This window comes from Catenuloplanes japonicus, from assembly GCF_000717135.1.
In the GTDB taxonomy this organism is placed as follows: Bacteria; Actinomycetota; Actinomycetes; order Mycobacteriales; family Micromonosporaceae; genus Catenuloplanes; species Catenuloplanes japonicus.
This window is the reverse complement of record NZ_JNXY01000009.1, coordinates 318015-337828: the sequence shown is the minus strand read 5'-3', so window position 1 is coordinate 337828 and position 19814 is coordinate 318015. Positions and strand designations below refer to the sequence as shown.

At 72.2% G+C, this 19814-nt stretch carries 14 protein-coding genes; 3 read left to right on the top strand and 11 right to left on the bottom strand.

What is annotated here, in order from left to right:
• Positions 1-836: 836 nt before the first annotated feature.
• Positions 837-3761: a glycoside hydrolase family 48 protein gene (locus OP04_RS16360; RefSeq protein WP_033340499.1), complete on the bottom strand. Its 2925-nt coding sequence runs from the start codon at positions 3759-3761 to the stop codon at positions 837-839.
• A gap of 926 nt (positions 3762-4687) precedes the next feature.
• Between OP04_RS16360 and OP04_RS16355 the strand changes: the two genes are divergently transcribed.
• Positions 4688-6121, top strand: a complete 1434-nt coding sequence (locus OP04_RS16355; RefSeq protein WP_085066509.1) for a GH1 family beta-glucosidase — start codon at positions 4688-4690, stop codon at positions 6119-6121.
• Between the two features lie 97 nt (positions 6122-6218).
• Positions 6219-8138, top strand: coding sequence for a serine/threonine-protein kinase (locus tag OP04_RS53355; RefSeq protein WP_051798041.1), 1920 nt, complete (start codon positions 6219-6221; stop codon positions 8136-8138).
• On the opposite strand, the gene OP04_RS16345 is transcribed toward OP04_RS53355, so the two are convergent.
• Both OP04_RS16345 and OP04_RS16340 read right to left on the bottom strand, forming a co-directional pair.
• Positions 8128-8523: a RidA family protein gene (locus OP04_RS16345; RefSeq protein ID WP_033340498.1), complete on the bottom strand. Its 396-nt coding sequence runs from the start codon at positions 8521-8523 to the stop codon at positions 8128-8130. The genes OP04_RS53355 and OP04_RS16345 overlap by 11 nt on opposite strands.
• Before the next feature lie 10 nt (positions 8524-8533).
• Complete coding sequence (locus OP04_RS16340) at positions 8534-8896, bottom strand: winged helix-turn-helix transcriptional regulator (protein ID WP_051798039.1); 363 nt, start codon at positions 8894-8896, stop codon at positions 8534-8536.
• A 49-nt stretch (positions 8897-8945) separates the two neighbouring features.
• Between OP04_RS16340 and OP04_RS16335 the strand changes: the two genes are divergently transcribed.
• Entirely contained in the window at positions 8946-9737 is a 792-nt protein-coding gene (locus OP04_RS16335; protein ID WP_033340497.1) for a Rossmann-fold NAD(P)-binding domain-containing protein, read from the top strand.
• A 119-nt stretch (positions 9738-9856) separates the two neighbouring features.
• Here OP04_RS16335 and OP04_RS16330 read toward each other — a convergent pair whose 3' ends face one another.
• The 8 genes from OP04_RS16330 to OP04_RS16295 form a co-directional block, all read right to left on the bottom strand.
• Positions 9857-10651: an LLM class flavin-dependent oxidoreductase gene (locus OP04_RS16330; RefSeq protein ID WP_033340496.1), complete on the bottom strand. Its 795-nt coding sequence runs from the start codon at positions 10649-10651 to the stop codon at positions 9857-9859.
• Positions 10652-10682: 31 nt separating this feature from the next.
• Complete coding sequence (locus OP04_RS16325; protein WP_033340495.1) at positions 10683-12089, bottom strand: hypothetical protein; 1407 nt, start codon at positions 12087-12089, stop codon at positions 10683-10685.
• A 100-nt stretch (positions 12090-12189) separates the two neighbouring features.
• Entirely contained in the window at positions 12190-12612 is a 423-nt protein-coding gene (locus OP04_RS16320; protein WP_033340494.1) for a roadblock/LC7 domain-containing protein, read from the bottom strand.
• Entirely contained in the window at positions 12609-15659 is a 3051-nt protein-coding gene (locus tag OP04_RS49695) for a sensor histidine kinase (RefSeq protein WP_051798037.1), read from the bottom strand. The genes OP04_RS16320 and OP04_RS49695 overlap by 4 nt, the downstream gene beginning before the upstream one ends.
• Before the next feature lie 281 nt (positions 15660-15940).
• On the bottom strand, positions 15941-17287 hold the full coding sequence (locus OP04_RS16310; RefSeq protein WP_033340493.1) for an FGGY family carbohydrate kinase: 1347 nt from the start codon (positions 17285-17287) through the stop codon (positions 15941-15943).
• 26 nt (positions 17288-17313) lie between these two features.
• Positions 17314-17844 carry an ATP-dependent Clp protease proteolytic subunit gene (locus OP04_RS16305; protein WP_033340492.1) on the bottom strand — a complete coding sequence of 177 codons (531 nt, stop codon included), beginning with the start codon at positions 17842-17844 and terminating at the stop codon, positions 17314-17316.
• Between the two features lie 121 nt (positions 17845-17965).
• Positions 17966-18667, bottom strand: a complete 702-nt coding sequence (locus OP04_RS16300) for a response regulator transcription factor (protein WP_051798034.1) — start codon at positions 18665-18667, stop codon at positions 17966-17968.
• The gene (locus OP04_RS16295; RefSeq protein ID WP_033340490.1) at positions 18646-19764 is read right to left on the bottom strand and encodes a sensor histidine kinase; all 1119 of its coding nucleotides are present in this window, start codon (positions 19762-19764) and stop codon (positions 18646-18648) included. The genes OP04_RS16300 and OP04_RS16295 overlap by 22 nt, the downstream gene beginning before the upstream one ends.
• Between the last annotated feature and the right edge of the window lie 50 nt (positions 19765-19814).

Sequence of the window (19814 nt, the reverse complement as noted above, 5' to 3'; positions counted from 1 at the left end):
GCCCGGCAGGCCGCGGCGTTCTGATCGTGAGCCGCGCCACCCAGGGAGGAACGACGGGAATCGCGGCCTTGGGCCGACCCGCGCGAACCGGCTCCGACGGGGCGGGCAAAGCGGAGCGCCAGCGAAGTCTTTGCCCGCCCCGAGGTTTGCCCGCGGCGCGCGTGGATCATTGACGTCGACGAAACGGCTGTCAGCGAACGGATTTGACCGCCATTTTGCCGACGTCAATGATCCACACGCGGTGAGGTAGCGGTCGATCCCAGCGCGTGCCACGCGGGCACCTATGGTGCCCGGACGCGGCCGGGGTCCCCCGCCGCACATCTTGCTCCAAAGGCGCTATTTCCCGAAATTTCGGGCGAACCGCGCCCGGATCGGGCGGCCGAGCCGTAGGGGCGGCCGGGTATACGCGGACGGGCAGCAGGGCAGCCGGATTCGCGCGGCCCCGCAGCCGGATTCGCGCGGCCCCGCAGCCGGATTCGCGCGGCCCCGCAGCCGGATTCGCGCGGCTCGGCCGGCGCGCACAACAACAACATGGTGGAGCCGGGCTGGATGGCTGCCGCGGACCGGGCGGCGGCGGAGTATCCGAAGGCGGTCGACCACGACCCGGGCGCCTCAGGGGCCGGAAGCCATGGAGCCGGGCGAGCGGCACCGGGGTGCCGCCCGCCCGGAAGCAGGAGTGGTGGGCCGGGAACCGGCGTTGGCCTGACGGCACCCGGCCCACCACGGGCGGCCTGATCGTGGGAATCAGGCCGTGCGGCGCCGACGTGCGGGCGACGGCGCCGCTCTATGTGACCCCGGGGCCCGCCCGTCAAAAGAACGGGCCCCGGGACGACCGGTCAGCCGAGCAGTCGGTCGTAGTCGGCCAGGGCGAGTGCGATGTCGACCTGGGCCCAGAAGCGGTGGTACGTGAACGTCGGCGCCGCGCCACCGCTCAAATAGGCCTGGACCTTCGGGAAGTCCGGGTCGTTGCGGTAGAAGGAGCGGATGTCCAGGAAGGACTTGCCGGGCGCGATCTGGTCCCCGTTGGCCATGACGCCGCTGTAGCCGGACGGGACGAACAGGCCCTGCCCGGTCGATGCGTTGTAGACGTCGTCGAAGCGGTTGTAGTCCGCCCGTGTCTCCGGCACCGCGATGCCGGCCGAGTCCTTGTGCGTAAGCAGCGCGTCGAGCAGCGCCTTCGCCGTGGTCTGGGCCTGCGTGTTGCCGGACTTCGCGCCGTAGTAGACGAGCGTCCGGGCGTAGGCGCCGACCACGCCGACGTCCTGCGTGTAGTCGACCACGCTGACGTGCAGGCCGCTGTTGTTGACGCTGGTGGTGCCGGCCTGCCAGTTGCCGCCGGGCTGCCCGGACCAGGCCAGTGTGGACGGGACCTGGTAGTTGGAGCCGCTGGCCGTGGTGTTGGCGAGCGCCCAGGCGACCCACTTGTCCAGCACGGCCTTGGCGCGCGTGTCACCGGATTCGTGGTAGTACTCCGCGACGCGCTCCATGCTCCACGCCTGGAAGCCGAACCACTGGTTCGACGGCGGGTCGTGGTAGACCGGCTTCTCGTCGTAGACCATGCCGTAGAACGTCGGCACGCCGGACGGGCGGGCGCTGTAGTTGCCGTGCCAGCTGTTGGTCGCGCCGCCGGCGATCGCGCCCTCGGCGGACTGCAGCCAGGTGTAGAAGTCGATCTGCCTGGTCAGTGACGTCGCCCAGTCGGCCTTCGCGGACGAGGACCGCGGGACCAGCTCGGAGACGGTGGACAGCGCCCAGGCCGCGAACGGGTTCTGGTAGCCGCCGTGGTTGTGGCTGGAGCCGATCCGCCAGGACCAGCTGCCGTTCGCGGTGCCCTGCGAGCCGCCCCACGCGTAGTACCAGGACAGCAGGTAGTTGGAGCTGTCCTTGCCGGTGCCGGCGGTGCAGGTCGGGGACGCGCAGCCGGGCGTCTTGAAGTACTTGTCGTACATGGCGTAGCGCAGGTAGTCGCCCATCTTGGCCGCGTTCGCGATGGTGGCCGTGATCTGCGACTGGTTGCCCTGCTCCTTGGCCCATTTCAGCGCCCAGTAGGCGGCCTGCACGGCGCGGGCGTCCGCGTCCGGCGCGTTGGTGTAGCGCCACTGCTGCGCGTAGGACGAGTCACCGATGAAGATCGGCAGGAAGCCGCCGGCCGTCTTCGCGCCGAAGTTGAACGTCTCGCAGGACGGGTGCGGGACGGTCTCCCACACGGACTCCTGCGGGCCGCGCTGGTACGTGTTGATGTACGCCGGCTTCGTGGTGCCGTCACCGCACTTGCCGTAGCCGTACACATTGTCCACGTCGATCAGCCAGTGCATGCCGTACACGCTGGTGGTGCCGTAGGTGGACTGCAGCTCCGCCGCGAGCGGGTCCGCGCCGACCTTGATCGACGAGTCGAGCTTGCCGCCGACCGACGGGTACTGGCTGGGCAGATCCGCCTCGGGCGCGTAGTCGGCCGGGTCGGACGCGTTGTAGTTCGACTGCGTCTCGTCCGGGATGATGTATTGATCCATGATCTGCCACGCCTGGTTGAACGGCGCCCAGTTCTCGGTGACGCGGCCGTACTGCGCCTCCAGGAACAGCCAGTAGCTGAACGCCTCGGACGTGGTCTCGTGACCGTGGTCCGGCGCCTCGACCAGCAGCGTCTCGACGGAGTGGTAGGGCACGCCCTCCGGGCTGAAGTACCCGTTCGCCGGCGCCTTGATCTTGTTGTAGAGCGCCAGGAACTCCTCGCCGTAGACGCCGCCCGGGTTGGTGCCGCCGTCGTTGTCCGTCTCCGTGACCGTGGTGACCGACGACGTGTAGCCGGTGGCCGAGGCCGTGACGGTGGCGGTGCCGTTGGTGCTGTCCGCGTCCTCGGCGGCGTTGACCGGCACGTTGACGCCGGTGCTCCAGTTGGACGTGGTGAGCGTGGCCGTGCTCGCGCCGAGCGTGAGGTCCGCGTCGCCGGTCTTGGCGAGCGCCACCGAGACGTTGCCGGTGGGCGCCGCGCTGAGCTTGACGTTGAGCGCGGAGCTGCTGCCCTCGGCGACCTGGAGCGTGGCCGGCGTGACGATGCTGTTCGCCGACGATCCGGTGACCGTGAACGCGGCGTCGTCCGTGCTGGTCAGGCCCGCGTTGTCATAGGCCTTGGCCTGCACGGTGTAGGACCCGGCCGGCAGTCCGGTGGACGAGTAGGCATAGGGCGCCGCCGTGTCCGTGTTGATCAGCAGGCCGTTGCGGTAGAACTCGACCTTCGCGATCGTGCCGTCCGCGTCCGTGGCCGTGGCCGCGAGGTTGACCGTGGCCGGTGCCGCGAACGTGGCCCCGTCCGCCGGGCTGGTGAGCGTGACGGCCGGCGCCTGGTTGACCGCGCCGTTGCAGGGGCTGCCGTTCAGCGTGAACGAGGCCGGCTTGGCGTTGGTGCCGCTGTAGCTCGCGTTGAAGCCCAGCGTCACGGACGCGCCGGTGGCCAGGCTGCCGTTCCACGCCTCGTTGGTCGCGGTGACGTTCTGCCCGCTCTGGCTGTACCTCGCGGACCAGCCGTTGGTGATCTGCTGGTTGCCCGGGAACGTCCAGCCGAGGTTCCAGCTGGTCACCGGGTCGCCGACGTTCTTGAGCGTGACGCTGGCCGTGAAGCCGTTGTTCCAGTCATTGGTGGTGTAGACGACGTCACAGGCGGTCGCCGCGAACGCACTGCTGACCGGTATGGTCGCCAGCCCGCCGGCCACCAGCACGCCGGCGGCGGTCATCGCCAGCCGTCTCCTGCCGAGCCGAAATCTCATCTGCTGCTGTCTCCTCGCGAACCGGGCGTCATGCGACCACACCCCGATCAAGATCAAGATCATCAGGGGGTACGGGTGGAGCCGCGCACATACGCCGAGAAAGGTGGGGGTTCACAGGGTGGCCGCACCGGAAGAGATCCGGGGCCCTCGGCGACCCGTCAAGCGTGCGGTTCTGTGGCTCCCGTCACGCGATTGGTCGCCAGTCTCGCATGGGAGCGCTCCCGTTTCAAGCGATACCCGTCAATGGGTCGCTATATGCCCCTTGAGCAGCACTTTCATGACCATGGAGCTCGGCCGCATGTTTCGGGCTCATTTTGGGGCTTTCACAAAGCCGTGACGCGGACTACAGTCCCAATCATCGATGGGAGCGCTTCCATCGAAGCCCATCATGATTATTGCTACACCGTCATCGGTTCGTAGCAGACCGCCCAGCCGTATGGCTGGCGGCGGGCCAGCCCGGACTCCGCCACCAGCCGACCCATCGACCCGGTCGAAAGGAGGTGGGAACCTCAAGCCACTCGCGTGGCCCGGCTCCCGCGCGACACGCACACGAGGAGGCCATTCCGAATGTGCGTGTGCATCTTCTGAACCTGCTGCCCTACCGAAGAGCAGAGGGTTCACCTGGGGACGGGGGTTGCCCTCCCCGTCCCCACACTAATGCCCAGCGGCACCACCAGCGCCTGACGTCACAAAGATTTCACGGGTGCTCCGACTTCTCCCATCAGCCATGGACTTCACGGGCCCTGGCAGCGACGCCGCCGGACGGGCGGCCCCCAAGTTCGCGCCCCGGGCTGACAGAACGCCCCGCCCGTCGGTAAGACTGATCATCATCCAACCTGCAAGCACCCATCCGCCGATGTCCTGCGATAGCCTCGGGAGCGCTCCCACGAAGGTGGATGGGGCACCTCCCAGAGGGGATCACCAGAATGTCCGTATCGACCAGACGGGCCCCGCAAGCCGGGGAGCCGTCCGCGGGGCCGATCCCGCCCGCTCTGCTGCCGGTCGCACCCGTCGAGCCCGGCTCCGACCCCGAGGCGCGGCTCGGACTGCGCTTCCCGGACGGCTTCAGCTGGGGCGCCGCGACCTCCGCGTACCAGGTCGAGGGCGCCGCCGCCGTCGACGGCCGCGGACCCTCCGTGTGGGACACGTTCGCGCGCACGACCGGCCGCACCGCCAACGGGGACACCGGCGACATCGCGGCCGACCACTACGCGCGCTACGCGGAGGATCTCGGACTCATCCAGGATCTCGGCCTGCGGTCGTACCGGTTCTCGATCTCCTGGCCGCGCGTGCAACCGGACGGCCGCGGCGCCATCAACCAGCGGGGACTCGACTTCTACCGCCGGCTGGTGGACGGGCTGCTCGAGCGCGGGATCAGCCCGATGGCCACGCTGTTCCACTGGGACACGCCACAGACGCTGCAGGACGGCGGCGGCTGGGCGTCCCGGGACACGGCCTACCGCTTCGCGGACTACGCGTCCGCGGTCTTCGACGCGCTCGGCGAGTCCGTGCCGGTGTGGCTGACCGTCAACGAGCCGAAGACCGTGGTACAGAACGGCTACATCATCGGCCACCACGCGCCCGGCATCCGGGACGAGCCGGTGGCGTACCTGGTGGCGCACCACCTGGCGCTGGCCCACGGCCTCGGCGTGCAGGCGCTGCGCGCGACCGGCTCCGCGTCCCGGATCGGCGGCGCGCTCAACCTGCACCCGTGTTACGCGGCCGACGACAACCCGCTGACGCTGGACGCGGTCCGGCTCTACGACGGCTACGAGAACCGGCTGTACCTCGACCCGATGTTCAAGGGCCACTACCCGCAGGACGTGCTGGACCACCAGGGACCGGCGTCCCCGCTGCTCCAGGGCATCAAGGACGGCGACCTGGAGATCATCTCCCAGCCGACCGACATCCTCGCGGTGCAGTACTACACGCCGATCTACGTCACCACGGACGGCGGCACCGTGCAGAAGCACCCGACCACCGAGGCCGCGTGGCAGCAGGTCTACCCGCCCGGCATGTACGACATCCTCACCCGGGTGACGCGCGACTACGCGCCCGCGTCGCTCACCGTGACCGAGAACGGCCTGCCCTGCCCGGACGAGATCGGCGTGGACGGGTCCGTGGACGACGCGGCCCGGGTCAGCTTCCTCCGCGACCACCTGGCCGAGGCGCACCGCGCGATCGGCGACGGCGTACCGCTGGAGAGCTACCACGTGTGGTCGCTGATGGACAACTTCGAGTGGGAGGCCGGATACGACCAGCGGTGGGGGCTGATCTACGTGGACTATCCCACCCAGCGCCGGATCTTCAAGCGCAGTGCGAACTGGTACCGGTCCGTCATTTCTGACAATTCGCTCTAAAGGCTGAATCGGGGGGTACGCCGCGCGCGCGGCGTACCCCCTTATTTGTTCCTGTGGAAGTTTGTTCTGCTTGCACGCAGGACGGACACTTGGCGTCATGCCCGAGCCCGCCGCCGGAACCCGCCTCAACGGCCGATACGTGCTCGACGGCCGGATCGGCCTCGGTGGCATGTCCGAGGTCTGGCGCGCGGCCGACGAGACGCTCGGCCGCCAGGTCGCCGTGAAGATCCTCTCCGGTACCGCGTCCGAGGACCCGCTGCTGCGCGCCGCCATCCGCCGCGAGGCCCGCGCGGCCGCCCGCATGACCCACCCGCACGCCATGCGCGTCTACGACTTCGGCGAGGTCGACACCGGCGACGCCGTCCTGCCCTACATCGTGATGGAGCTGGTCGAGGGCGCCACCCTGGCGGACGTGCCGCCGCTGACCTGGCGCGCCGCCGCCCGCATGGCCGCGGAGATCTCCGCCGCGCTCGCCGACGCGCACCGGCTCGGCGTGGTCCACCGCGACATCAAGCCGGCCAACGTGATGCTCACCCCCTCCGGCGCGGCCAAGGTGCTCGACTTCGGCATCGCCACGCTGGTCAACGCGGACGCCGCACCCCTGGCCGGCTCCTTCACCGGCGGCCGCACCGGCGGCACCGAGATCCTGGACGGCTGGCTGGCCGGCACCCCGCCCTACGCCGCGCCCGAGCTGCTGATCAAGGGCGAGGTCGGCCCGCCCGCGGACGTGTACGCGGTGGGCGCCACGCTCTACCAGGCGCTGACCGGCGCACCGCCGCTGGCCATCGGGTCGTGGGAGGAAGCGGCCGAGATCCACCGATCGGGGACGGCGGTCCCCGCGCCGTTGCCTCCGTCGGTGCCGGAAGCGCTGGCGACCGCGTGTCTGGCCTGCCTGGCACGCGATCCGGCAGCGCGGCCGACGGCGGCGGCCATCGCCAGAATCTTCGGAGGGTACGCGGCGGGAGCGGGCGAACCCGTCGCCGTGTTCACGCCGACGACAGTGATGCCGGTGTCCGGCGGGCCGTCCGATTCTCCGGGCGGCTCCTCCGGCGGCGCCGGGCAGCCGGTGTCGCCGGCAGGGTCGGACGCGTGGGCAGGGTCCGGGCCTGGCGGGCGCGGTGGGTCCGGTCCCGGCGAGCCCGGCCAGGGAGGTCGCGGCGGATCCGGTTCGCACGGAAGCGGTCCGGGCGGGTCCGGTCGCGGTCGGTCCGGTCCCGGATCCGGTCCGGGCGGGTCCGGTTCTGGCGGGTCCGGACCCGGATCCGGTCACAGCGGGGCCGGGTCCGGCGGGCCGGGGGACAGATCGCGCGGGCCGGGACGGTTCGCGCCGGGAGCGGCCTCGGTGCCGTCCGCGGCGCCGGATTTCTCCGTCTCGCCCGGCTTCGCCAGCGCGCCCGGCGGCTACTCCTCCGCGCCCGGCTCCCCCGCCGGTCCGTCCGGCGCCTCGGGGTTCTCGCTGCGCGGCCTCGTCCCGGCCGGTGCACAGTCCTGGACCGACCGCCACGCCTGGGAAGACCGGCTGCGCGGGCGGGCCGGCATCGGCGTACTCGCGGGCGGGTTGATCGTCGGCGGTGTCGGGCTGGTGGCGTTGGCCGCGCTGCTGTTCGGTCCGGACCAGGACCGGAAGCCGGTGAACTCCGCAGGCGGCAGCACCACGCCGGCCACCAGCGCCGCTGCCACGCCGACCCGGTCGGCGACGCCCTCCCGTACCCCCGGCCGCCCTTCGCCCTCCACGGACGAGGAATCTCCGGGCGACGCCGCCGAGGTGGGCGTCGTGCTCAACCGCCTCGACGCCGCGCTCGCGCAAGGGCTGCTCAGCCGCGACATCAACGCGCGCGCCGGCACCCGGCTCTTCGACGACCTGAGCGAGCTGCGCAGCGACGCCGACGACCCGGAGAAGCTCGCGGACGGCGCCGACGACCTTCAGGAACGCCTGGCGGACCTGGCCGACGCCGGCGACATCACCGAGGCCGTGGCCGACACCATGATCGAGATCGCGGAGGATCTCAAGGCGTGACCGGCAGCTCCACGACCGCCTCGATCTCGATCAGCAGGTCCGGGTGGATCAGCCCGGACACCTCCACCAGCGAGCTCGCCGGCGGGTTCTTCAGGTCGACGAACTCGTCCCGGGCCGCACGCACGTCCACCACCCTGGACACGTCCCGCACGAAGTAGGTCAGCTTCACCACGTCCGCGAACGACGCGCCCGCGGCCTCCAGCACGGTCCCCAGGTTCCGGAACGTCTGCACCGCCTGCGCCCGCATGTCCCCCACGCCGACCACCGCGCCGCTCTCGTCGAACGGCACCTGCCCGGACACGAACAGCAGCCCGCCCGCGCGCATCGCGTGGCGGTAACCGGCCGGTGTGGACAGGGTGGGCGAGGTGACCGCTTCAGGCGCCATACCGAAGATCCTATTCCGCGTCGTACGCCGCGCGCGCCCCCGCGATCTCCGTGCGGTGCGCCTCCGCCCACTCGCCGACGGCCACCACCAGCGGCAGCAGCGCCGACCCGAGCGCGGTCAGCGCGTACCTCGTCTGTTGTCCGTCCACGCTCCGGCTCACCAGGCCGTCGCGGACCAGGCCCTGCAGCGTACGCGTGAGAATGCGCCTGCTCAGGCCCTCGACGGCCCGATCCAGTTCGTTGTAGCCGTAGGGTCGCCGGGCCAGCAGCGCCAGCACCAGCAGGCTCCACCTGTCCCCGGTGCGGCGCAGCACGTCGGCGGCGGCGCACTCGTCACGCGCGTGCGCGGGTACCGGCGTGACCAGGGGGTACATCGATGTTCCTTCTTTCGCCGGGGCCGTCGGCACGTCTAGAAACGGTGACATGCGCACCATTGTGGTCACCGGCGGCACCCACGGCATCGGCGAAGGGCTCGTCCGTCACTACCGTGCCGCCGGCCATCGGGTCATCGCGGCCGGCAGCACCGTCACACCCGGTCCGGACACGCTCCGCGCCGACCTGTCCTCGCCCGCGGCCACGCTGCGCCTGGCCGCCGCCCTGCCCGACCGGATCGACGCGCTGGTGCTGGCCGCGTTCCGCTACGCGCCTACGCGTGTCTCGACGGCGGAGGGGTTGGAGCGGACGTTCGCGCTCTACGTGCTGAGCCGGTTCTTGCTGGCGGAGGCGTTGCTGCCGTCGCTCGAACGCGGTGAGGACTCCGCGATCGCGCCCGGACCCACGCCCATGATCATCAACCTGTGCGGCACCGGGGCCGGACGAGGTCTCGACTGGTCGGACCTGCAGCTGGCCCGGACCCGATATCGCCCGATGACGGCGGTCCTGCGCGGCGCGCACGCCAACGACCTGCTCGGGGCCGCGTTCGCACAGAAGCATCCGGAGGCCCGGACCCGCTATGTGCTCTACAACCCCGGCATGGTCGACACCGGCCTCGAACGCGCGTTCCGCGGCCCGGCCAGACTCCTGGTAGCCGCCGCGTCCCGCGTGCTCGCCGCTCCCGTCTCCCGTGCGGTCCCGCCCATCACCCGCCTGATCGACTCCCCACCACCCGCTCCGCTCTCCGCCTTCCGCGCCGGCCGTCCACTCCCCACCACCGGCCCCACCTTCGACCCGCCGTCCGCACTCCGCCTCACCGCGCTCCTGCGAAACCTGGCCTAGACTCACCGGCCCCGGCCGGACACCGACGCGACATCCCGCGCGGTGCGCGGCCGTTCGCGGGCCTGCCGCCTGGGTCCCGACGAGCCCGGCGCGTGCGCGAGCCCGGCGCGTGCGCGAGCCTATGCAGGTGGGCCCGCCTCGATGCGGGTGGTCATGTCGGACACGCGCTGGTCCGTGGTCTCCATCGAGCCCCAACGGGTCTCCAGCCACCAGGTCGCGCCCGCGTCCGCCCACGGCCGTACCGTCTCCGGCCCGGTGCTCTCCCCCTCGGAGATCACGTCGAGGCCCGGGGCGGCGCCACGCTCGGCCAGCCACGCACGCATCTCCCGCAGGTCGGCCGGCCCGCCCTCACCGGCGAACTGCGGGACCACGCCGTCGCACCTCAGCACCCGCCGCATCGATCTCGGCCGAGGCCAGGCCCCGACCACCCAGATCGGCACGCGGTCCTGCACCGGCCGCCCGACCTCCACGAGATTGCCGGTGCCGCCGTCGAAGTCGTAGTGCGTACCCCCGAAATGCCCGTCACCGCCCCACAACGCGCGCATCAGGTCGATGCCCTCGTCCATCATGGACGCCCGCACCCGCACGTCCGTCTCCTCGCGCGCGCTGGACGGCAACGGCGGATCGACGGCCCCGACCCCGACCGCCAGGATCGCCCGCCCGCCGGACAGCTGATCGACCGTGGCCACCTGACTCGCCAGCTTCCACGGCCGCCGCCAGGGCAACGGTGTCAGCATCGTGCCGAGCCGCACCCGCTCGGTCGCCACCGCCATCCCCGCCAGCAGCGACCACGCATCCACCCCGTATCCGGTCTCCCACACGAAGACCCCGTCCCACCCCGCCCGCTCCGCCGCCACAGCCTGCTCCAGCTGCCGCTGACCACTCCCACCAGGCAAAATCACCCCATACCTCATACCCCCGTCCTACCACCCACCCCCGACATTTTCAGCCGCGTGGGGTGTCCTCCTCCTTCGGCAGAAGCTCCTCGGTCCAGTCCCGATGGAGGATGCTGCTCGGCAGCATCACCTGATCCACCAGGTCGGTTGCCCGCGCGGCCGCTTCCCTCCGCGGGTCCGCCATCGTCCGGCCGGTCATCCGCGCCCACCAGCGGACGACCGCGCCGCCGCTCCCGTCGGCCGTGCTCCGCCAGACCGACAGTACGACCGACGCGACACCAATCGCGGCGTGCACGACGCCCCGCAGGTAGTGGCCACCGATCAGGTCGATGACGCCCAGCACGATGAGTGCGAGGCCCGCGCCGCCTCCGGCCGCCGCCGACAAGCCGCCGTGCGACCTCCACTCGGCCGCCCCCAATCCGACCGTGGCTACGCCCACCGCGATCGTCGCGGCGAGAACGGCCGCTGCTTCGCCCGGATGCGCAGCCGTCGCCCCCTGGTACTCCGCCACACCGATCGCGAGGACGACGAGGCCGAGCGCGATCCCCGTACCGCCGAGCAGTGCTTTCGGCGAGATGGATGCGGTCAGGCCGACGACGAACCCGGTCACGGCCAGGATCAGCGCGCCCGCCGCGAAGGAGAACTCGCCCGCGCACAGCAGTCCCAGCGTCGCACCGGAGCCGACGATGCCGGTCCCCAGAGCCACCACCGACAGGGCCACGCGGGCGGAGAGCAGGTCGGCGAGGCCGGCTCCGGCACAGCCGAGCCCGGTCGTCAGGCAGAGCACACCCAGCATCTGCTCGTTGTCCAGACCGGTCGGGAGAATTCTCTTCTCCTGCCAGTCGTCCCGGTACAGCCACGGCAGCAGGAAGTAGAGCCCGATGTGGAGGTTGAGCAGGCCGGCCCCGACCCAGCTGAAGCCGGACCGGTACCGTCGCGCGCACAACGCGGCAAGGCCGGTGCAGACCGCTGCCAGCGCCACCGCGAGTCCCAGCCCCGCTGCCGGCAGATGATCGTGATCCGCCAGGACCCGGGCCTCATCGGCCACCACCACGCCGATACCGACGAAACCGGCGCCCCAGAGCAGGCAGAGCATGGTGCTTCGGCCGGTCGGGATGAGCACGGCGGCACCGGCCAGCGCCGCCCCCGCCGCGGCCGCGTAGGCCGCGTACGGGCCGGACAGCAGGCCGGACACCATGGCCGCGGCCATTCCGAAGGTCAGGAAGACCCGCACGGCCATGCCGGGCAGGCGGGCGCCGACGGGCAGTCGGCGCAGCCAGGACAGGGCGGACAGCAGGCCGGCGAGCAGCAGCGCCATCACGATCGCGCCGTACCTCTCGCGATGATTGCTGATCACGTTGATCGCCAGACCACCGACCGCGCCGAAGAGGCCGGTCGCCAGCCGTCCACGCCAGTCAATCGAAGGCTTACCGACCGTTTTGTCCGAATCGCTCACTGATCCAGGGTGGCAGAACCCGCGGCCGGAGTCTCCTGACACCGGAAAACGGCGGCGCTCCGGAAAGGAGCACCGCCGTTGTCGTACCGAGAGAAAGCTGTCAGAAGGGCAGCGAGCCCTGCAGCTCGGCGCGGAGCTGGGGGGTGAGCATCTCGCCGGTCTGCTTGGCGAGGCGGGCCATCTCGTAGCCGACGACGCCGATGTCGGCGTCGCGGACCGCGAGCGTGGCGAGGATGGAGCCGTCGCGGATGCTCATGACGAGCAGGAAGCCGCGGCCCATCTCGACGACCGTCTGCTTGACGACGTCGCCGTCGAACATGGTGGCGGCGCCCTGGGTGATGCTGTAAAGACCTGAGGTCACCGCGGCCAGCTTGTCGGCGTGGTCGCGGGGCAGGCCGTCGGACACGGCGAGGAGCAGGCCGTCAGAGGAGACCACGATCGCGTGGGCAACACCGGGGACCCGCTGGGCGAACGCGTCGACCAGCCAGCTCAGGTCGCGCGCCTCCTGGCTCAGCACGGTCATTGCCTTTCTCCCTCCCACCGGATCGCCTCGGGCGACCCGGTGTTTTCAGTTGAATCTTCAGTCTCAGCGGCGCGAATGCCACTGTGGAACCTGCTGAGCATGTTTCCGGTCGCCTCGGGATCCAGCTCCGCGATCTTGCGCTCGGGGGCGCGGCCGGCCGGGGTCGGCGTGGCGCCGCCCTGACCGTCGGGGAGCTGGGCCATCGGGACCCGCATGGGGAGGCCGGCCGAGTTCGTCCCGGCGGTGACCGGGGCGGTGGGCGCGGCGGGTGCCCGGTCGAGGCCGGTGGCGCCGCCGGTCGGCTTGCCGGCGCCGGAGCGGTTCCACCAGGTGCCGCTGCCGCCCGCGCCGCCGCTGGCCGCGCCGAGCACGTCCTCCGCACGGATCGGGCGGGCCGGGCGTGCGGCGGGGCCGGAGACCGGGTACTCGCCGCTGGACTCGGCCGCGCGCCGGCCGCTGAACGCGTCGTACGCGGACGGCATCGCGAACGCACCGGAGTCGGCCGGGCCGCCGCTGGTCCACGCGCCGGAGTCCTCGGCCCCGTAGCCGCCCCGCGACGAGCCGGAGCCCGAATCCGCGGGACCGAACGTCGGCGAACCCGAGGAACCAGGCGGGCCGGCATATCCGGACGGCGCGGCCTGCGCCGGGGGAACAGCGAAGGACGAAGATCCGGAGCCGACCGCGGGGTACGCCGGCGGCATGCTGATCGCCGACCCGTAGACCGACCCGGTCCGCACCGATTCGGTCGGCGCCGGTCCCGGAGGCGTCGGCACGGCCGAGATGACCCCGCCGGACCGCGGCTTCGGCACCAGCGGCAGCGGCCCGGTCCCGGACGAGTCGAAGAACGTGGCGATCTCCGGCCGCGGCTGCCCGCCCGCCGGACGCGGCGCCGGCAGCGCACGCTGCGCGGGCGGCGCGTTCAGCCGCAGGTCGACCGGGGGCCGCGGCGGCAGCTGCGCGGAGGCGGAGACCCGGTACCCGCCGCCGGCCGGCACGGACGGCACCACGGTCCCGGACACCACGCCCGCGGCCTCGAACCCGCTCGGCACCAGCTCGCGGCGGCCCGGCACGACCGGGGTCTGCGCGGACGGCAGCGCGGGCACGGCACCGGTCGCGGTCAGCGACCCGGACGTGTCGTTGCGGCGCAGCGTCGCGTTGTCCGGCGAGTCGGTGAGCACGGACGGCGGGATCCACACGGTGGCGATCACGCCGCGCTCGCCGGCCCGCAGGCTGACCCGGATGCCGTGGCGCGCAGCGAGGTGGGAGACCACGAACAGGCCCATCCGCTCGGACGCGGCGACGTCGACCGCGGGCGGCTCGGCCAGCAGCTGGTTGAGCTCCGCGACCGTGCCCGGCGTCATGCCGAGGCCGTCGTCGACGACCTCCAGCACCACGGTGCCGTCGGCGGCGAGCCGGCCGGAGAGGCGGACCACGGTGCTGGGCGGGCTGAACGCGGCGGCGTTGTCGAGCAGCTCGGCGAGCAGGTGCACGACGTCCGCGACCGCGTGGCCCATGACCTGTACGCCGTCCGGCGCGTCGTGGCGTACCCGGGTGTAGTCCTCGATCTCCGCGGTGGAGGCGAGGACGACCGCGGAGAGCGCCACCGGGTCGCGCCAGCGGCGGGCGTTGTCGGAGCCGGCGAGGACCAGCAGGTTCTCGTCGTTGCGGCGCATGCGGGCGGCGAGGTGGTCCAGCTTGAACAGGTTGGTCAGCTGGTCCGGGTCGCTCTCCTCGCGCTCCAGCTCGTCGAGCAGTTCCAGCTGGCGTTCGACCAGCACCTGGCTGCGGCGGGCGAGGTTGACGAACATCGCGTTGACGTTGCGGCGCATGAACGCCTGCTCGAGCGCGACGTCGACGGCGCTGCGGTGGACGTCCACGAACGCGCGGCCGACCTCGCCGATCTCGTCGCGGCCGCGGGCCTCGGAGTCGCCGACCGAGATCTCGGGCACGCCCTTGGACACGGACCGGAGCCGTTCCAGCGTCTCGGGCAGCTCGGTCTGGGCGACGTGGCGGGCCTGTTCGCGGAGGCGCTTCAGCGGCCGGACGATGGACGTGCCGATCGCGATGGAGGCGACCACGGCCGCGATCAGGATGACCAGGATCGCGACGACGGCGAGCACGGCGCTGCGGGTCTGCGCGCCGGAGGCGTCGTCGACCTCGCCGATGGTGTCGTCGACGACGACCGTCTCGGCGCCGGCCAGCAGCGTCTGGCGTTCCCCGGCGGTCTTCCACCAGGTCTCGGCGTCGAGGAACGTGGCGCTGGAGTTCAGCGTGGTGGACTCCAGGCGGATCGCGTCCTTGCCGGCCTGGCTGCTCAGCGCCGCGTCGTACGCGGAGAGCTGCTCCGGCGTGGCGACGCTGCGCAGTTCCCGGGCGGCGGTGAGCAGGTTGCCGCGGAGCACGCCGATCTCGTCCAGGTCGCCGGGGCCGTAGCCGGCCGGGACCGCGCGGGTCGCCCGGTAGACGACCTGGCGCTGCTTGGACAGGATCTCCTTGATCTCGGCGATCTCGACCTGCCGCTGGAGCGCGAGCGCGAGCTCGGGCCGGTCGGAGCCGGCCGTGGGCGCGCCGAGCAGCGTGATCAGCGTGCTGATCACGCTGGTGTACGTGTCGTTGACCGTCTTGACGTACCCGGGGAAGTCGACGAGCGAGTCGGCCATCTTGTCCGCGAGGTCGATGCGGAGGCGGCCGATGGAGTCGATCGCGCGGGCCGAGTCGTTGTAGGCGGCCTCCCAGGCCACGGTGCCGCCGACCTCGCCGCCCTCGGCGCGCATCGCGGCCATGGACGCGTCGGTGGCCGCGTAGTACTCGGACATCGCGCTCTGCAGCAGCGACGGCCGGCGGAACACGGCGGACGTGTTCTGGACGGGGTAGAGCTCGCCGATGGTCCGGTCGCGCTCGGTCTGCAGGTCCTGCACCACGTCGGTGATCTGGTCCGCCAGCCCGGCCTCGCGGGCGAACTGGGCCAGGTCACCGGCGCGGCGGACCGAGTCGGTGATCTGGACGGCGGCGACCAGCATGAACGCCACCGACGGAATGACGAGCACGGCGATGATTTTGGTCCGGATGGGCCAGTCCTCGACGCGCAGGCGCGTGCCGCGGAATCGGGAACCGCGGCGGCGCCGGTCTGAAGGGGACGCCGATCGACGCGACGTACCCGTGGCAGCAGCCACCACACCTCCTGATGTCCTCCGGCGCGAGGGGGGTGAGCACCGAAGATGATCACATCCAAGCAGGTGAGGGCGGGATTCCCAATACGCGTGCTCGGACGTTTATCTGTGACCGTCAGTGTGGACGACGCTCGTGTGACGGACTCACCGATGGGCCATCATCCGTTCGGATGATCCGCCAGCATGATCAGCGCGGCGCCCACGGCACCGACTTCCGGGTTCGCCGCGGTCTCGACCTGACGCGGCGAGAGCGCGGCCTCGAACGCGCGCCGCCACCACGCGGACGCGGTGACCGCGCCGCCGCCGAGCCGCACGTCGACCCGGTGACCGAGCGTGGACTCGATAACGCCCAGGTCAGCGGCGATCTGCGCGCAGACACCGTCCATCATGGAGGCCAGGATCTGCGGCCCGGTGGTGGTGAGCCCGAGCCCGGCGAGCCGGCCGGATCCGGGCGGCGTCAGGCCGGGCGGGCGGTCGCCGGCCAACCGCGGATCGGCCCAGACCGGCACATGACCAGGGATGATCTCGTCGAGCGCGGCGTCGAGGGCCTCACCCTCCGGAAGCCGGAGCACACGCTGCGCCCAGGCGAACAGGTTGCCGCCACCGGAATAGGCACGACCCGTAACGATCCGATCACGGTCAACTCGGTACCGCCACAAAGCGGACGGAAGCGGCGGCATCGGCGCGCCGGACGGCACGTGCTGCACCAGCCGCACGGCCGCGGACGTGCCGACCGTGACCGCGGCGTACCGCGCGTCGCCGCAGCCGGTGCCCACGTTGGACGCGGCGCCGTCGCCGACCGGCGCGGTCCACTCCGCGTGCGCGAGCGCGGGCCAGCGCCCGGCGAACTCCGGCCGTAGCCGCCCCCGCCAGCCGGGCCCGGCCAGCGCGGGCAGCTGCCGCTCACGCGCGCCGGCCAGCACCAACGCCTCCGGGTCCCAGCGCTGGGTGTCCAGGTCGAGCATGCCGGCGCCGGAGGCCTGGGAGACCGAGACCGGACCCTCGCCGAGCAGCGCGGACCACGCGTACTCGGCCAGGCCGGTGAACGCGGCCGGCGTGGTGCCGGAGTGTTCGCGCAACCACGGGATTCGCACGGTCCAGTAGAGCGGGTGCCACCAGGCACCGGTCCGGTGGTGGAACACCGCCTCGTCGGCCGGGCCGGTGGCCGACGAGGACGGGCGCGGGCGGGTGTCGAGCCAGGTCACGACCGGGCCGAGCGGCTCGCCCTTGGTGTCCAGCGGCAGGACGGAGTGCCACTGCGCGCTGGCGGCGACGTGCGTGACGCCGTCCAGCCGGCCGGCCGCGTGCAGCTCGTCGACGCACTCGATCAGCGCGGCGAGGTAGTCCGGCGCGGACAGCGTGGCGGCACCGTCGTCGTCGACCGCGGGCGTCTGTCTACGCCGGGCGAGCGCGCCGTCGATCGGCACGGCGGAGGGGTCGAGCACGAGCGCGCGCACGGAGGACGTGCCGAGGTCGAAGGCGAGAATGTTTCCGAGAGCCGTCATCGCCCGTCACCGTACCCACATCGGGGTCAGGGTTTACCGACGATGTCGTGCAACAGGCCGTAGTCTCGTGCCTCCTCCGCGGTCAGCACCTTCCCGGCGCCCAGATCGTCCTCGATCCTGTGCCGCGTCTGGCCGGTCGCCTCGGCCAGCCGCACGGCCAGCTCCTCCAGCTCGCGCAGGTACTGCCCGGCGGCCGCGGTGACCTGCTCCGCGGTGCCGGAGGTGGTGGTCGCGTGCGGCTCGGACAGACGGATGCGGGCGTGCCGGTAGCCGACCCGCCGCTCGGCCGTGGCCAGCAGCGCGAGCGCGGCGCCGCCCGCCTCCGACGTGACCACCACGTGCACCGGGGAACGCATCGCGTCCATCGCGTCGACCACCGCGAACGCGGCCGACAGCTCGCCGTCCGGGCAGGCCACGTGGATCTGCACCGTGGTGTCGCCGGCCGCGTCCAGGCTGAACAGCGCGGCCGCGGCCTGCGTCGCCGCGGGCAGCGTGAGCCGCCCGCGCAGCATCACGATCCGCTGGTCGAAGAGCCGTTCTTCAAGCCATGGGCTCAAACCGGCATGAGGGTACGTTTCGGAGGGCCGAGGCTGCTGCTCGCCCGGCCGTCCGGGCTGCCACCGGTAGGGATCGGTCATCCGTTCTGTATAGCCCGGTCGCGGCGGACGCGCCGAGTGGTTACGCCACGGGCAGATCCGCGTCGTGGACCAGCAGCGCGATCTGCACCCGGTTGTTGAGGTCCAGCTTGGTGAGCATCCGGGAGACGTAGGCCTTCACGGTCGCGGTGCTCATCCGCAGCTCCGCGGCGATCTCCTGGTTTGTCAGGCCGCGCCCGATCCGCTCGGCCACGGCCCGTTCGCCGGCGCTGAGCGCGTCCAGCCGGACCCGGGCCGCGTCGCGCCGCGGGTCCACGCCGGCGCCGGCCAGGAAGCCCATCATCCGGCGCAGCACCTCCGGCGAGAGCATCGGCTCACCGGCCGCGACCTGGTGGATCGCGTCCGCGATCCGGGCCGGCGGCGTGTGCTTGAGCAGGAAGCCGCTGGCCCCGGCCCGGATCGCGCGCTGGACGTGCCGGTCCGTGTCGAACGTGGTCAGCACGATCACCTCGGGCGCGTCCGGCCGGGCGCGCAGCCGCTCGGTCGCGGCCAGCCCGTCCAGCTTCGGCATGCGGATGTCCATCAGCACCACGTCCGGCCGGAGGCGGGTGACGGCGGCGGCCACCTCCTCACCGTCGCCGACCGCGCCGGCCACCTCGATCCCGTCGAAGCCACCGAGCATCATGGTCAGCCCGGCGCGGACCAGGGCGTCGTCATCGACGATCAAGACCCGCACAGGGTCGTCGTCTCCGGTTCGGGCTCTCACGGTCTCCACGGCAGCCATGCTTCCAGCCGGAACTCGCCGGACTCCGTCCAGCCGTGCCCGATCCGGCCACCGACCAGGCCGACGCGCTCCCCCAGACCGATCAGGCCCGCGCCCGCGCCGGGCAGCCCGGCCGTGACGGACGCCGGGTTCGTCACCTCCACGGTCAGCCCGTCGACCGGTCCGCCGGTCACGGTGACCCGCACCCGCGTGCCGGGCGCGTGCTTGCGCGCGTTCGTCAGGCCCTCCTGCACGATGCGGTACGCGTGCCGCCCGGCCCGGCCCGGCTCCTCCTCCGCCACGGTCACCGTGAGGTCCACCTGCGCACCCGCGTCCCGCGACGCCGCGACCAGCGCCCGCAGGTCCGCCAGCCCCGGTTGCGGGCGGTCCGAGTCGGAGTCCGGCGCGCGCAGCACGCCGATCACGTCACGCAGATCCTCCAGCGCGTCGTAGGCGCACTCCCGGATCACGCCGGCGGCCCGCGCCTCCTCCTCGGACGCGCCGCGCCGCACCTCCAGCGCGCCCGCGTGCACGGCCAGCAGCGAGATCCGGTGCGCGAGCACGTCGTGCATCTCCCGGGCCAGCCGCTCGCGCTCGAGGTGGCGGGCCTCCTCGACGCGCAGCCGCTGCCCCTCCTCGGCCTGCCGGGCGCGCTCCTCCAGCGAGCGGACCAGCAGCCGGTGCGAGCGCAGCAGCAGGCCCCAGGCGATCAGCACCAGGTCGGACAGCAGCAGCACGAGCACGGTCTCCCAGAACTCCCGGTCCGGGCCGCTCTCCTCCTGGAACAGCGTCACGATCAGCGTGGCGTGCAGCGCGAACAGCGGGAACGCCCAGCGCCAGCCGCGCCGGGACGCCAGCCCGACCAGCGTGGCCGCGGTCAGCCCGATCAGCGACGGCAGCGCCAGGCCACCGAGCAGCAACAGCACCGCGATCAGCAGCGGCCGGGAGCGGCGCAGCCACAGGAACAGCGCCACCGCGACCGCGAGGCCGGTCAGCTCCACCGGCAGCGGGGCGAAATCCTCAGTGGGCTCGGTCGCGTACGCCACCCAGAGCCACAGCAGGCCGACGACGACCGCGACCGCGGTCACCGTCAGATCGGACCACCAGCGCCTGCTCATGCCGTTCACGCTAGCCGCGCCGCGCCGACCGGGCAGCGGCCGAAGGTCGA

What these genes read in the sequence shown, in the direction of transcription:
- OP04_RS16360 (WP_033340499.1), bottom strand. Translation starts at nt 3,761, where the DNA reads ATGAGATTTCGGCTCGGCAGGAGACGGCTGGCGATGACCGCCGCCGGC.
- OP04_RS16355 (WP_085066509.1), top strand. Translation starts at nt 4,688, where the DNA reads ATGTCCGTATCGACCAGACGGGCCCCGCAAGCCGGGGAGCCGTCCGCG.
- OP04_RS53355 (WP_051798041.1), top strand. Translation starts at nt 6,219, where the DNA reads ATGCCCGAGCCCGCCGCCGGAACCCGCCTCAACGGCCGATACGTGCTC.
- OP04_RS16345 (WP_033340498.1), bottom strand. Translation starts at nt 8,523, where the DNA reads ATGGCGCCTGAAGCGGTCACCTCGCCCACCCTGTCCACACCGGCCGGT.
- OP04_RS16340 (WP_051798039.1), bottom strand. Translation starts at nt 8,896, where the DNA reads ATGTACCCCCTGGTCACGCCGGTACCCGCGCACGCGCGTGACGAGTGC.
- OP04_RS16335 (WP_033340497.1), top strand. Translation starts at nt 8,946, where the DNA reads ATGCGCACCATTGTGGTCACCGGCGGCACCCACGGCATCGGCGAAGGG.
- OP04_RS16330 (WP_033340496.1), bottom strand. Translation starts at nt 10,651, where the DNA reads ATGAGGTATGGGGTGATTTTGCCTGGTGGGAGTGGTCAGCGGCAGCTG.
- OP04_RS16320 (WP_033340494.1), bottom strand. Translation starts at nt 12,612, where the DNA reads ATGACCGTGCTGAGCCAGGAGGCGCGCGACCTGAGCTGGCTGGTCGAC.
- OP04_RS16310 (WP_033340493.1), bottom strand. Translation starts at nt 17,287, where the DNA reads ATGACGGCTCTCGGAAACATTCTCGCCTTCGACCTCGGCACGTCCTCC.
- OP04_RS16300 (WP_051798034.1), bottom strand. Translation starts at nt 18,667, where the DNA reads ATGGCTGCCGTGGAGACCGTGAGAGCCCGAACCGGAGACGACGACCCT.
- OP04_RS16295 (WP_033340490.1), bottom strand. Translation starts at nt 19,764, where the DNA reads ATGAGCAGGCGCTGGTGGTCCGATCTGACGGTGACCGCGGTCGCGGTC.